Below are 12,403 nucleotides of genomic sequence, written 5' to 3' on the forward strand. Positions count from 1 at the left end.
AGTTTTGGCGCGGCCCACTCCACGGGCCTAACAACAAGACGAGGAGACCCTTATGCGTTCCATTTCCATCCTGAGCCTGGCTGCTGTATCTGCACTTGCGATTGCACCGTCCGCGTTCGCGCAGGACACCACCTATACCGGCGACACCTCCTCGACTTCTTCCAGCACGCTGTCCACCAGCGGCGATACCGCCTCCGGCAAGCACTGGGCCGTGGTCGGTGGCGTGGCACTGCTGAACCCCAAGAACAACCCGGCTCCGGGCCTTGACGTCGATGGTGGCCCGGCACCGACGCTGAGCGCCAGCTACTACATCAACGACAACTGGGCCGTCGAACTGTGGGGCGCAGCGGACAAGTTCAACCACCGTGTCAACGCCGATGGCGTGGGCAAGGTCGGTACCGTCGAGCAGCAGCCGATCGCCATCAGCGGTCAGTACCACTTCGGCGAAGCCGACAATGTGTTCCGCCCGTTCGTGGGCGTGGGCTACTACGAGTCGAACTTCAGCAACGAGAAGATCGACGCAGCCTCGACCACCGGCGATCACGTGGGTCTGAGCACCGCCAAGGGCGTCATCGGCACCGTTGGTGTGGACATGAACATCAACTCCACCTGGTTCGCGCGTGCCGACGCCCGCTACATGCGTTCGCGTCCGGAACTGCGCGTGGGTGGCCAGGGCACCGGCAGCGAGCTGGAACTGGATCCGTGGACCGTTGGCTTCGGCATCGGTGCGCACTTCTAAGCACGCCGCTGCCCGCCAGGGCTTTGGTTGAACAAAAACGGGCCGAAAGGCCCGTTTTTTGTGCGTGGTGCAAGCTGCGTAAATTGCGGGCCATTACGACCGAGCTCTGAGGTGCTGTGCCAGCCCTCCACGTGCGCATGCGCATAGTGACGTGCCTAGGTGTACCGGCTCTGCTTCAGCGCGTCTCATGCATCTGTGACTCCATGCACCTGCATGCGTCGACGCGGCTGTTTGCATGCGTCGAACACCATCACCTTATGCACCCTCAAACGCACTCACCGCCAATACACGCTGCCGCGCAGACGTGCGCTGCGCCAGCGCCACCACAGCAAGGTGGCATAGGCGAGCGCGTAACCGAGCAAGACGCCGGCAGCGCCGAGCAGGCTGGCATGACTAAGCCACCCCTCGGTTGGCCAGGCGACGCCCTGCCAGGCGCTACGCCAGCCCTGCACCATCCCGGCGATCACCCGCACCACGACCAACGCGGTCAAGGCCAACACCAGCCACAGGTTGGGCCGGTAAAACAGCCCTTGCGTGGTGCGTTCGAAGCGGGTCAGGCGCAGCGCCAACGCCCCGAGCGCCAACCCGCAGACCCAGCCGAACGCGGCGTGGCTGATCGCGCCGGGCCAGAACGCCGCCGCGATCACGCTGAAGATCGCAAACAGCACGCTGGAGATACCCGCCGACACCAGGTTGATCATCAGCAGCCAGCCACGCGCCTGACGACGTGCAGTCCCCATGCGAAACCGCTGAAGCAGCGACAACGGGAACACCACCACGAACACCGCCAGGGCAATGATGACGGCCAGCGGGATGGCGAGCAGCAAAGGCATTGAGTGAGTGCCGGAGAAAGATGGCCGATGACGCTACTACGCGGACGTGCAGCGGCGCGTGTTCGGCCAATCGATTCCCATCTGCGGCGCAGCGAACGCGCTCGGCTGGGGCGGGGGAAGCGGTAGCTTGAAAACCGCTGGCAAGGATCGGGCGCATCCTGCCGAAAATCTTCGACGACCACACAGACCTCATTGGCAGGTTGACGCAGAGCTGCGATCTGCGCGCCGTTTAGCAAGGACGGCACCCCGCCTGGCGAGCTGAAACTGGATCGGTGGGACTGTTGACCTCGGTACCGGCGCGCGCCTCCAAACGATCAAAATCCGATGTTCGAAAATAAGGTCCTGCGGATCCGTTTTCTTCGATGCAGAACACTTCGTTTTCCAGACCCATCGGTTCGGCAGCGGGCGCGTCTTCATGCAGGGACGATGCGAGGATCGATACGTGTATCGCCGACGGTCCTGATTCCATGAAGCCGGCTTCCATCAGACCCGACACATCCACCAGCACCACCTACACTGCGGAGCCGCCGCCGTCGGCCGATCCAGCCGACGGGAGTGCGGCATGGCCAGCGCCCCATCCCGATTGCCAGGGGTTGTCACGCCAAAGACCCAGAAAGCGTGTTGCCGACACCGCGGGCGATCGCGATGGCGCACGGGCCGGCAGCCATGCGCGCCCATGTCACAGCGACGCGTTCGCGATCCCGGACGGCTTTACCAGGGAGCAGATCCAGCCATTTCGCGATCTGGAACGACAATACGCCACGCTGTTCCAAACATCCCATGTCTGCGCAGTCCAATCTGCACGCGACATCCAAGCCAGCCGGACAATGGATGTGGAGATGGACGAATGTGCCGTCATCAATCTCGCGCACGATGGATTTGATTCGATCGGCACGCACGGCTTGTCTTCATGCGTCTGCATTTGTGCGAAAGGAAAGAATCCTCGCGGCCACGACATCCTGGGCCTGCTGCATTATTCCGGAATACAGGATGCACAGGATGCACAGGATGCGCTTTCCGAAATCCGGGACGATATGCGGGAAGAAGGCGCGCAAGAACCCGACATATTCCTGGTAGGCGGCATGATCTCCAACCAAGACGAGCTGGGCAGCTTCGAAATCGAGAGAGATCTGCTGGCGCTGCAGCGCCCCTTCAATATCGTAGGCGCCAAACTTCATCCCAGCATGAGCGATCGCAATGGTGAGGAAAATGCCATCAACCTGGTCATGACGGCCAATGGCATCTACTACTACAAGTCGTGGTAAAAACGCCTCGATGCGAAGGCGCCGCCTGTGCTCAAAACGCCGGCAGCACCGCGCCCTTGTACTTCTGCTCGATAAAGGCTTTCACTTCTGGGCTGGTCAGCGCTTTGGCCAGTTTCTGCACGCGCGCATCGTCCTTGTTGTCGGCGCGCGCCACCAGGAAGTTGACGTACGGCGAATCCTTGCTTTCGATCGCCAGAGCATCGCGGGTGGGGTTGAGCCCGGCGTCGAGCGCGTAGTTGGTGTTTATCAGCGCCAGATCGACCTGGTCCAGTACGCGCGGCAGCATCGCCGAATCGAGTTCGCGGAATTTGAGGTGCTTGGGGTTCTCGACGATGTCGCGCTGGCTGGACAGCGCGTTGCTCGGGTCCTTGAGTTTGATCACCCCGGCCTTGTCGAGCAGGATCAACGCGCGGCTGTTGTTGCTCGGGTCGTTGGGGATCACCACGTCGGCACCGGTGGGCAGTTCGGCCAGCGCCTTGAAGCGGCGCGAATAGGCACCGAACGGCTCGATATGCACGCCGACGACGGTGACCAGCTGGCTCTTGCGGTCACGGTTGTACGCATCCAGATAGGGCTCGGTCTGGAAGTAGTTGACGTCGATCTGCTTCTGCACGACCTGGTCGTTGGGCTGCACGTAGTCGTTGAACACCCGCACATCGAGCTTGACGCCCTGCTTGGCCAGCAGCGGTTCGACCACTTCCAGGATTTCGGCATGCGGCACCGCCGTGGCGGCCACGGTCAGGGTGTCGCCGCCGCTGCCACTGCCGCCACTGCCGCCGCCACAGGAGGCCAACGCCAGTGTGGCGGCTGCCAGGAAGGAACGAAACGCGAATGTGCTCATGGAGGAATCCGTGGGAGGAGGAATGCGGACCTGCCGCAGGCGATCAACCTACCAGACGCGGCGTGTGGCAGCGATGCACCGCGCGGTGCGGACGGGGCGATGCAGCGGTTGGGTCACACGTGCGCCCCAACAGCCGCGCACCGGCTCAGCGCCGGCTGTAATGCGCCACCAGGCGGTCGCCCAGCATCTGCAGCACCTGCACCAGCACCAGCAAGGCGATGACCGTGATCAGTGCCACGTCCGAGTGCGAGCGCAGGTAGCCCTCGCGGTAGGCCACATCGCCCAGGCCGCCGGAACCGATCGCACCGCCCATCGCGGTGAAGCCGATCAGCGCGATCGTGGTCACGGTGGCGCCGGCGATCAGGCCGGGGCGCGCTTCGGGCAACAGCACCCGCAGCACCAGCTGTCGGGTGGTGGCGCCCATTGCCTGGCTGGCCTCGATGATGCCGCGGTCGACCTCCCGCAGCGCGGTTTCCACCAGGCGTGCGTAGAACGGCGCGGCGCCAACCACCAGCGGCAGGATGGCGCCGCGCACGCCGAGCGAGGTGCCCATCAGCATCAGCGTGAGCGGGATCATTGCGATCATCAAAATGATGAAGGGCACCGAGCGCAACAGGTTGATCAGCGCCGCGAGCGCGCCGTACAGCACCGGGCGGCGGCGCAACTGCGGCGCCCCGCACAGGAACAGCGCAACGCCCAGCGGCAGGCCGATCAGCAATGTCAATGGCAACGCGCCGGCCAGCATCAGCAAGGTGTCGAGGGTGGCCTGGCCGATATCGCCCCACTTGGCGGCATCGAGATTGCGGAAGAAACCGCCGGCGGCGGCAACGATCGGGGTCATACGCGCAGATCCTCCACCTGCACGCCGGCGGCGACGAAACCGGCGCGTGCTGCGTTGTGGTCGCCGCCGGTCAGGGCGACGATGAGCTGGCCGTAGGGCGTGTCCTTGATGCGATCCACCCGCCCGGACAGGATGTTGTAGTCGACCCCGGTTTCGCGGGCGATGCGGCCCAACACGGGTTCGTAGGTGCCGTTACCCAGAAAGGTCAGCCGCACGATGCGCCCGCCGACTGCGGCGAAATCGCGATGCAGCTCGGCTTCGTCCACATGCTCGGCTTCGGACACGAAGCGCCGGGTGGTGGCGTGTTTGGGATGCAGGAACACCTCGGTGACCGGACCGGTTTCCACCAGTTTGCCGGCGTCCAGCACCGCGACGCGGTCGCAGACACGGCGGATCACATCCATTTCATGGGTGATCAGCACGATGGTCAGGCCCAGCTCGCGGTTGATCTGCGCCAGCAGCTGCAGCACCGAGGCGGTGGTCTGCGGGTCCAGCGCGCTGGTGGCCTCGTCGCACAGCAGGATCTGCGGCCGGGTGGCCAGCGCGCGCGCGATGCCGACGCGCTGCTTCTGCCCGCCCGAGAGCTGCGCCGGATACTTGTTGGCGTGCTCCTGCAGCCCGACCCGGGCCAGCAGTTCGGCCACGCGCGCATCGATCTCGGCGCGCGGTGTGCCGGCCAGTTCCAGCGGGAAGGCGACATTGCCGGCCACGGTGCGCGAGGACAGCAGGTTGAAGTGCTGGAAAATCATGCCGATGCGGCGACGCAAGGCGCGCAGGCCCTGGCGGTCCAGCGCGGTAACGTCCTCCTCGCCGATCAGCAGACGGCCGCCGCTAGGCTCTTCCAGCCGGTTGATCAGCCGGATCAGCGTGGATTTGCCGGCGCCGGAATGGCCGATGATGCCGAATACTTCGCCGGGGCCGATCCGCAGATCGAGCGGATGCAGCGCCACGATCTGGCGACCGTCGACGGAATAGGACTTGTGCAGGCGCTGAAACTGGATCACCGCGCGTGGCCGAATGGGGGGTCGTGAAGCCTACCAGTCAATGTTTGGGGCCGTCATTCCATTCGGTTCTAACGACTGGGAGTCGGGGTCGGGATTGGGGATTCGCAAGAGCGGATGCCCTGGCCTTTGCGAATCCCGAGCCTCCAATCCCTAACGCTGGCAAGGCGTAGATCTGGGACTCGTCAGAGCAGGCGCGCCCTGCTTTGACGAATCCCGAATCCCCAATCACGGCCTATCCAGCGGCGGCGGACGGTCAGCCTGCCGTATCCGCTCCCGGCGCAACAAATACAGGCCGCTGGCGACGATGATGCCCGCGCCGGTCCAGGTCCAGCTGTCGGGCAGGGTCTGCCACAGCAGCCAGTCCCAGCCGATCACCCAGACCAGACCGGTGTATTCCAGCGGGGCGATCATCGAGGCCTCGCCACGCATGAAGGCCTGGGTCAGCGCAACCTGGCCCAGCGCACCGGCCAGGCCCATGCCGGCGATCAGCCCGGCGTGCCCGGCCTGTAGCGGCACCCAGCCGGGGATGGCCAGCAACCCGGCGCCGATGGCCATGAACAGCAAGAACCACACCACCATTGCCTGCGGGGTGTCGGTGCGGGTCAGCAGGCTCACGGTGACCGCCGCGACGGCATAGGCAGTGGCGGCCAGCAACACCATCAGCCCGGGCAGCGAGATCAGCCCGTCCACGCCCGGGCGCAGCACCACGATCACCCCGACCAGGCCAATGCCAATGGCGGTCCAGCGGCGCGGGCCGACATGCTCGCCCAGCAGCGGCACCGACAGCGCGGCCACCAGCAGCGGCGCCACGAAATACAGCGTGTAGGCGGTGGACAAGGGCATACGTTTGATGCCAAAGACGAAGCAGCCGATCATCACCATGCCCAGCACCCCACGCAGCAGATGCAGTCCCCAGCGCACCGGCACGATCGCCCGCGGCCCGGCGGTGGCGAACACCCACACCAGCACGAACGGCAACGAGGCGCCGCCGCGCAACAAGGTGACCTGCAGCGGCGGGTAATGCGCCGAGAGCAGCTTCATTCCCGCATCCATCAGCGAGAAACAGGCAACGGCGGCCACCATCCAGGCGATGGCGGGAAGCGGGGAGCGGGTGGTGGGCATGCGCGCATTATCGCCGCGGCACTGGCACGCCCGCCAATGCCGGCATGACGGCCGGCGCGGCACGATGGCCTAGAATGGCGGCTGTTTTTCAATTGCAGGAGCTTTGTATGCCTTCCTTCGACGTTGTGTCCGAAGTAGACAAGCACGAACTGACCAATGCGGTGGATCAGGCCAACCGCGAGCTGGACACACGTTTCGACTTCAAAGGCGTCGAGGCCAGGTTCGAGCTCGAAGACGGCAAGGTGATCAACCAGTCCGCGCCCAGCGATTTCCAGATCAAGCAGTTGACCGACATCCTGCGCGCGCGGCTGCTGGCGCGCGGCATCGACATCCGATGCCTGGAATTTGGCGATGTGGAAACCAATCTGGCCGGCGCGCGGCAGAAAGTGACCGTCAAGCAAGGCATCGAGCAGAAGCAGGCCAAGCAGCTGGTGGCCAAGTTGAAGGAAGCCAAGCTCAAGGTCGAGGCACAGATCAATGGCGACAAGCTGCGCGTTACCGGAAAGAAGCGCGACGATCTGCAGGACGCGATCGCGCTGCTGAAAAAGGCCGACTTCGAACTGCCGTTGCAGTTCGACAACTTCCGCGATTGAGTGCGTCTGGGTGATCGTAACGATCGGGACGGCACTGCCGGTGCGTGCAGTGCAGCCGGGTGAGCCGGATTGGCGTCTGCGGCCTGCGCGCCGCACACCGGGCGGTTGCGCCCGTCACCTGGCCGCACTGGCCTAGCCTGCGAGCATGCGCGACCTGTTCGCCAGCCTGTTGCAACGCCTGCGCATGCACGGGCCGGCGAACGCAGCGGGCGAACACGCCAGGCACGCCGCCGCCCATGCGCAACCATGCATCGAGGCCGGCTCGACGCTGCACACCATGGCCGGCCTGGATCCGGTAGCGGCAGCGGCGTTTGCTGATGCCTTCCTGGTGGAGATCGAACATGCCATCGCCACCTGTACGCTCGACGATGCCGGCATGCCACAGGCGCAGGCGCTGCAGCAGATCCACTCGTTGAAAAACACCATTTCGCTGACCGGCTCGCAGCAGTTGCTCAAGGCCTGCGACCAGTTGCGCGACGCCGCAAGCCACGGCGCACTGGGCGAAACGCTGGCGCAGCGCTTCACTGCGGTGGCAAACGCGGCTGGCCTGCTGGTCAAGCAGTACCGGCGTACCCTCCCCTCAGACGACGCGGACCCTCATGCGTAGCACTCCCAATCGCGCAGCGCCCGGCCTGATCCTGGCCGCCAGGCAATTGCATAACGACAGACTGGTGCGGCTGTTCGAGTCGTTCCTGGAATATCGCGCCTGCGTCGGCCGTGTGATCGTGCAGACCATCGTCACTGCGTGGTGCCTGGGCTGGCTGTACGGGCCGCAACCGGTGCTGGTGGCCGACGCGCACCATGTCTTTCCCACTGCGCTGAGCCTGTGGGCGCTGTCGGTGGTGTGGATGCTGCTGGTGCGCCGCCGTGTCATTGCGCCCAGCGAATGGCTCGATGCGATGGGGTTTGCGATGAACCTGCTGTTCATCGGCATCCAGACCTACCTGGCCTTCATCCTGCTGATGTCGTTGAACGCATTTTTGCCGTTCATCACCATCGCTGCGGTGGCGCGTTACGGGCAACGCGCGATATTTCCGGTGTTGCTCAGCACCTTCGTGCTGATGCTGTTGACCGCACCGTCAGGCTACTGGCTGTCGCGTCCGGCATATTTCGTCTATGCCGTGGCGCTGATCATCGTGCTGCCGTTGCTGGTGGCGCGGATCGTGCTTGCGATGCAGGAAGTGGCACTGCAGGCGCTGGCCTCGCGCGATGCGCAAAGCCGTTTCATCAGCACCATGAGCCACGAATTGCGCACCCCGCTGAATGCGGTGATCAACTGCGCCCAGTTGATCGAGACCGAACAAATGCCGGCGCAGCAACGCGAGTTGCTGCAATCGGTGACCGCCAATGCGACCGCACTGCGCCATCGTGTCAACGAGGTGCTGGACGTGGCCAGCATCGATGGCGGGCGCCTGCAGCTGCATCGCAAGCCCTTGAACCTGCTGGACGTGGTCACCACGGTGAAAGCGGTCTGCGCCACCGCGGCGTCCAGCAAGGGCGTCACGCTCGATGTGCGTGTCGATAGCCCGCAAGCACCGCATGTGATGGGCGACGAAGGCCGCATCGAACAGGTGATCAGCAACCTGGTGATCAACGCGATCAAGTTTACCCCGGCCGGCGGCACGGTGGATCTGCTGATCGACGCGACCCAGGTGCAGGAGCGCTGGAGCATCGCAGTGACCGTCACCGACACCGGTATCGGCGTACCGGACGATCAGAAGGCCTACATCTTCACCCCGTTCACTCAGCTCAGTACCGGCTTCAGTCGCGTCGAAGGCGGCGTGGGCCTGGGCCTGTACATCGCGCTATCCGTCTCCGATGCGATGGGCGGCAGCCTCACCGTGAGCGACAACCCCGCCGGTGGCAGCATCTTTCGCTGGATCTTCGAACTGCCCGGCGCCGCGGCCGGCAGCAATACGCTCGCACTGCGCGATGCGCTGGCCCAGCACGCACAAAACGTACCCTCCCTGCATTGCCTGGTCTTTGAAGACATGGATACCAATCGTCTGGTGATCGGCAATCTGCTGACCCGCGCCGGGCATCGGGTGAGCTTCCAGGTCGATGGCACCGATGCGGTGCAGCGCATCCGCGAGGCAGCGCCGGACCTGGTGTTCCTGGACCTGCACATGCCCGGTACGTCCGGCTGGGATGCGCTGCGCGAAGCGCGCGATGCGATGTCGGCGCTGCCGCCGATCATCGTGCTGACCGCCGACACGCGGACCGATTCGATGCGCGACGCCAGCGCGGCGGGCGTGGCCGGCTACCTGCCCAAGCCGATCAATGCGCACGAGTTGCTGGCATTGCTCGCCCAGCACGCCAGCCATGCACGCCCCTGAGCTCAAGCCGGGCAACGCCGTACGCGTCTACTGGCACCATGCCGCACACGCCAGCACGCCGCTGGTGGTGCTGTACCTGCACGGCTTCAGCGCCAGCCCGGGCGAAGCAGGCACGCTACCCGAACAGATGGCCGATGCGCTGACCGCCAACGGCTACGTGCATCGCTGGCCCGGGCACGGGCTCGCCGCCGCCGATGCGATGCAGGGGCTCACCCCGGCGGTGTTGCAGGCCTCGGCGCTGGAAGCACTGGCCCAGGCGCAACGCATGGGCGAGCGGGTTGCGATCGTCGGCTCGTCGATGGGCGCCACGCTGGGTTTGTGGCTGGCCACGCAGTGCCCGGACGCGGTGGCCGGTGTGGTCGCTTGGTCGCCCGGCATCCGGCCCGCCGACCCGGCATTGCTCGAACAGCTCTGCGCCGCACAGGCCCCGCTGATCGACCCGCGCACGCGCACGCCTGCCGCGCGTGCATTCTGGTCGGAGACGATCCATCCGGACGGATTTCGCGCCTTGCGTGACCTGTTTGAGCGCGTGGCCGCCGATCCGCCGTGGCCACGCGTGCGCTGCCCGGTATTTCTAGGCTACTACCGCGCTGCCGATGGCCGCGAAGACGGCGTTGCCTCGGTGCCGGCGATGCTGCAGATGTTCGCAGCGCTGGGCACTGCGCCGGCGCACAGGCAGGCGCTGGCCTTCGACACCGGCGCGCATGCGATCGGGTCGCCGCACAAGACGCCGCTGGCCGGCGCCGTAGCGCAGGCGTCCATCGCGTTCTTGCAGGCGCAGCTGTGTGCTGCGCCGCACGGCCGGGGTGCGTGAGCGCAAGCTGGTCTGCGTGCGTGGCGGAAAGAAACCTGCCGCCTTGCTGGCAGCGTCGCGACGGTGCCCACTAGCGCCCGGTGCTGCCAGCAACCACGCGCGCGGCCCGCCGCATGGCGATCGCATACACTGGCGCGCCATCCCGCTGCCGCCACGATGACCACCACGCCCGCGACCTCCGATCCGATCGCCGACACCCGCAGATGGATCGAACGCGCGGTGATCGGATTGAACCTGTGTCCGTTCGCCAAAGCGGTGTACGTCAAGGAGCAGGTGCGGCTGGTGCTCAGCGATGCCAGCACGCCCGAAGCCCTGCTGGAACAACTGGCCGAGGAACTGGTGCTGCTGCGCGATACACCGGCCGAAGAGATCGACACCACGCTGATCGTGCACCCGGACGTGCTCACCGACTTCCTGGACTACAACGACTTTCTCGACAATGCCGATGCGGCGGTGGAAGCGCTGGACCTGCAAGGCGTGTTGCAGGTGGCCAGCTTCCATCCGGACTACCAGTTCGCAGGCGCGGCGCTGGACGATGTGGCCAACTTCACCAACCGCTCGCCTTTCCCCACCTTGCATCTGTTGCGCGAAGACAGCGTCGAGCGTGCAGTGGCGGCGTTCCCGGATCCGGATGTGATTGTCGAACGCAATATCCAGACGCTCGAACGCCTGGGCAGCGACGGCTGGGAGCGCGTGTTGAACGGCGCCGAGCACTGAGTGCTGCAGCTGCCGCGCGGGACTGCAGGCGAGCGCGACTCTCGCCCATCTGCGCCCGCAGGGAGTCGACACAAAACATGGCGGAAGTTCTTCAGCCGCATGCGGATCACGTGCTCGCCGTCGACATAGTCGAGCGACCCGTGCCGCCAGGCGCGCTGCGCACGCGTGGCACCGGGCAATCGGGTGATCGCGTGGAAGCGCAGCAGCACAGTGTGGCGCAGGGAGAGGGTGAAACGCACACCGCCCGGCACCTGCTCAGATCAGCCCGCATCTGTCAGATCCAATGTGGATGACATCGAGCGCACGCGTCGGCACGTGCGCCGAATCCTCATACGCGCCCCACGTTGCTGCGACGACGACAGCCCCCGCGCTACAGTGCCGCCACCCTCACCCACGTGCCGCATGCCATGGCCTTGATCCCCGCAATTTCCGCATGGAACCCGTCGCCGCTGCAGGACCGCGTGGTGGTGATCACCGGTGGGGCGCAAGGCATCGGCCGCGGCATTGCACAGGCGGTGCTGGGCGCGGGCGGCAGCGTGGTGATTGGCGATCTGGATGCCGATGCGGGCAAGGCCTGCCTGCAGGAATGGGCACTGCCGCGCCGCAGCGCTTTCGTACGCTGCGATGCCGCGCGCCAGGCGCAGGCCACGCGCTTGGTCGCCACGGCGCTCAAGCGCTTCGGGCGCATCGACGGCCTGGTCAACAATGCCGGTGTGCCCGATCCGCATATCGCAGCGCTGCCGCAACTGGACTGGGACACATGGAACAGCCGGCTTTCCAGCCTGCACGGCGCCTTCCTGTGCAGCAAGCAGGCGCTGCCCGCGCTCAGGCAGGCGCCAGCCGGTGGCGCGATCGTCAACATCGCCTCCACCCGCGCCTGGCAATCGGAGCCGCACAGCGAAGCGTACGCCGCAGCCAAGGGCGGCCTGGTGGCCTTTACCCACGCGCTGGCGCTGAGCGAGGGGCCGCGTGTGCGCGTCAACAGCATCAGCCCGGGGTGGATCAGCACCGATGCGTGGCGCGCGCCGCAACGCCGGCGGGCGCCGAAATTGTCGCGTCGCGACCATGCGCAGCATCCGGCCGGGCGCGTGGGCACGCCCGAAGACATTGCGCAGCTGGCGGTGTATCTGCTCGCGCCGCAGCTGTCCGGCTTCGTCACCGGGCAGGATTTCATCGTCGACGGCGGCATGTCGCGCAAGATGCACTACGCGTAGAGCGTGTTATGTGCTTTGAGGTGAGTGCGAAGCGTCCTGTGGCGCGCCCCGGAGGGTTGGCCGTCAGCGGCACGGAGCGCGCGC

The 12,403-nt window shown here is 65.7% G+C and carries 14 protein-coding genes; 8 read left to right on the top strand and 6 right to left on the bottom strand.

Annotation, left to right across the window (positions count from 1 at the left end; genetic code table 11):
• Positions 1 to 52 precede the first annotated feature (52 nt).
• On the top strand, positions 53 to 739 hold the full coding sequence (locus F7R02_RS02120; RefSeq protein WP_078590350.1) for an OmpW/AlkL family protein: 687 nt from the start codon (positions 53 to 55) through the stop codon (positions 737 to 739).
• A 275-nt stretch (positions 740 to 1,014) separates the two neighbouring features.
• On the opposite strand, the gene F7R02_RS02125 is transcribed toward F7R02_RS02120, so the two are convergent.
• Both F7R02_RS02125 and F7R02_RS26625 read right to left on the bottom strand, forming a co-directional pair.
• Positions 1,015 to 1,572, bottom strand: coding sequence for a CcdC protein domain-containing protein (locus tag F7R02_RS02125; RefSeq protein WP_005922042.1), 558 nt, complete (start codon positions 1,570 to 1,572; stop codon positions 1,015 to 1,017).
• Positions 1,573 to 1,801: 229 nt separating this feature from the next.
• Positions 1,802 to 2,056, bottom strand: a complete 255-nt coding sequence (locus F7R02_RS26625) for a hypothetical protein (protein WP_208789116.1) — start codon at positions 2,054 to 2,056, stop codon at positions 1,802 to 1,804.
• 109 nt (positions 2,057 to 2,165) lie between these two features.
• Between F7R02_RS26625 and xopAK the strand changes: the two genes are divergently transcribed.
• A complete protein-coding gene (gene xopAK / locus F7R02_RS26825; protein ID WP_338066734.1) occupies positions 2,166 to 2,837 on the top strand; it encodes a XopAK family type III secretion system effector in 672 nt (223 codons plus the stop codon).
• Positions 2,838 to 2,868: 31 nt separating this feature from the next.
• On the opposite strand, the gene F7R02_RS02140 is transcribed toward xopAK, so the two are convergent.
• From F7R02_RS02140 to F7R02_RS02155, 4 genes are all read right to left on the bottom strand, one after another.
• A complete protein-coding gene (locus F7R02_RS02140) occupies positions 2,869 to 3,678 on the bottom strand; it encodes a MetQ/NlpA family ABC transporter substrate-binding protein (protein WP_003489186.1) in 810 nt (269 codons plus the stop codon).
• Between the two features lie 145 nt (positions 3,679 to 3,823).
• Complete coding sequence (locus F7R02_RS02145; RefSeq protein WP_003489185.1) at positions 3,824 to 4,519, bottom strand: methionine ABC transporter permease; 696 nt, start codon at positions 4,517 to 4,519, stop codon at positions 3,824 to 3,826.
• Positions 4,516 to 5,523 (bottom strand): methionine ABC transporter ATP-binding protein, encoded by a 1,008-nt coding sequence (locus tag F7R02_RS02150; RefSeq protein ID WP_078586880.1) that lies wholly within the window; start codon positions 5,521 to 5,523, stop codon positions 4,516 to 4,518. The genes F7R02_RS02145 and F7R02_RS02150 overlap by 4 nt, the downstream gene beginning before the upstream one ends.
• Before the next feature lie 225 nt (positions 5,524 to 5,748).
• Complete coding sequence (locus F7R02_RS02155) at positions 5,749 to 6,645, bottom strand: DMT family transporter (RefSeq protein WP_033484963.1); 897 nt, start codon at positions 6,643 to 6,645, stop codon at positions 5,749 to 5,751.
• 107 nt (positions 6,646 to 6,752) lie between these two features.
• Between F7R02_RS02155 and F7R02_RS02160 the strand changes: the two genes are divergently transcribed.
• The 6 genes from F7R02_RS02160 to F7R02_RS02190 all read left to right on the top strand — a co-directional run bounded on the left by F7R02_RS02160 (position 6,753) and on the right by F7R02_RS02190 (position 12,319).
• On the top strand, positions 6,753 to 7,238 hold the full coding sequence (locus tag F7R02_RS02160; RefSeq protein ID WP_078590351.1) for a YajQ family cyclic di-GMP-binding protein: 486 nt from the start codon (positions 6,753 to 6,755) through the stop codon (positions 7,236 to 7,238).
• 145 nt (positions 7,239 to 7,383) lie between these two features.
• Positions 7,384 to 7,845 (top strand): hypothetical protein, encoded by a 462-nt coding sequence (locus F7R02_RS02165; RefSeq protein ID WP_078563724.1) that lies wholly within the window; start codon positions 7,384 to 7,386, stop codon positions 7,843 to 7,845.
• Positions 7,838 to 9,574, top strand: a complete 1,737-nt coding sequence (locus F7R02_RS02170) for an ATP-binding response regulator (RefSeq protein WP_003489174.1) — start codon at positions 7,838 to 7,840, stop codon at positions 9,572 to 9,574. Before F7R02_RS02165 ends, F7R02_RS02170 begins: the two co-directional genes overlap by 8 nt.
• The gene (locus tag F7R02_RS02175) at positions 9,561 to 10,388 is read left to right on the top strand and encodes an alpha/beta hydrolase (RefSeq protein WP_078590352.1); all 828 of its coding nucleotides are present in this window, start codon (positions 9,561 to 9,563) and stop codon (positions 10,386 to 10,388) included. Before F7R02_RS02170 ends, F7R02_RS02175 begins: the two co-directional genes overlap by 14 nt.
• A 156-nt stretch (positions 10,389 to 10,544) precedes the next feature.
• Positions 10,545 to 11,105 carry a DUF1415 domain-containing protein gene (locus F7R02_RS02180; RefSeq protein WP_005922030.1) on the top strand — a complete coding sequence of 187 codons (561 nt, stop codon included), beginning with the start codon at positions 10,545 to 10,547 and terminating at the stop codon, positions 11,103 to 11,105.
• 407 nt (positions 11,106 to 11,512) lie between these two features.
• Complete coding sequence (locus tag F7R02_RS02190) at positions 11,513 to 12,319, top strand: SDR family oxidoreductase (RefSeq protein ID WP_003489165.1); 807 nt, start codon at positions 11,513 to 11,515, stop codon at positions 12,317 to 12,319.
• The last annotated feature ends 84 nt before the right edge of the window (positions 12,320 to 12,403 follow it).

Source organism: Xanthomonas cissicola (assembly GCF_008801575.1).
GTDB lineage: Bacteria > Pseudomonadota > Gammaproteobacteria > Xanthomonadales > Xanthomonadaceae > Xanthomonas > Xanthomonas cissicola.

Bases quoted from the DNA above. Each gene is read 5' to 3' on its own strand.
- F7R02_RS02190 (WP_003489165.1), top strand. From the start codon at position 11,513: ATGGCCTTGATCCCCGCAATTTCCGCATGGAACCCGTCGCCGCTGCAG.
- F7R02_RS02155 (WP_033484963.1), bottom strand. From the start codon at position 6,645: ATGCCCACCACCCGCTCCCCGCTTCCCGCCATCGCCTGGATGGTGGCC.
- F7R02_RS02170 (WP_003489174.1), top strand. From the start codon at position 7,838: ATGCGTAGCACTCCCAATCGCGCAGCGCCCGGCCTGATCCTGGCCGCC.
- F7R02_RS02180 (WP_005922030.1), top strand. From the start codon at position 10,545: ATGACCACCACGCCCGCGACCTCCGATCCGATCGCCGACACCCGCAGA.
- F7R02_RS02120 (WP_078590350.1), top strand. From the start codon at position 53: ATGCGTTCCATTTCCATCCTGAGCCTGGCTGCTGTATCTGCACTTGCG.
- F7R02_RS02175 (WP_078590352.1), top strand. From the start codon at position 9,561: ATGCACGCCCCTGAGCTCAAGCCGGGCAACGCCGTACGCGTCTACTGG.
- F7R02_RS26625 (WP_208789116.1), bottom strand. From the start codon at position 2,056: ATGGAAGCCGGCTTCATGGAATCAGGACCGTCGGCGATACACGTATCG.
- F7R02_RS02165 (WP_078563724.1), top strand. From the start codon at position 7,384: ATGCGCGACCTGTTCGCCAGCCTGTTGCAACGCCTGCGCATGCACGGG.
- F7R02_RS02125 (WP_005922042.1), bottom strand. From the start codon at position 1,572: ATGCCTTTGCTGCTCGCCATCCCGCTGGCCGTCATCATTGCCCTGGCG.
- F7R02_RS02160 (WP_078590351.1), top strand. From the start codon at position 6,753: ATGCCTTCCTTCGACGTTGTGTCCGAAGTAGACAAGCACGAACTGACC.
- F7R02_RS02145 (WP_003489185.1), bottom strand. From the start codon at position 4,519: ATGACCCCGATCGTTGCCGCCGCCGGCGGTTTCTTCCGCAATCTCGAT.
- F7R02_RS02140 (WP_003489186.1), bottom strand. From the start codon at position 3,678: ATGAGCACATTCGCGTTTCGTTCCTTCCTGGCAGCCGCCACACTGGCG.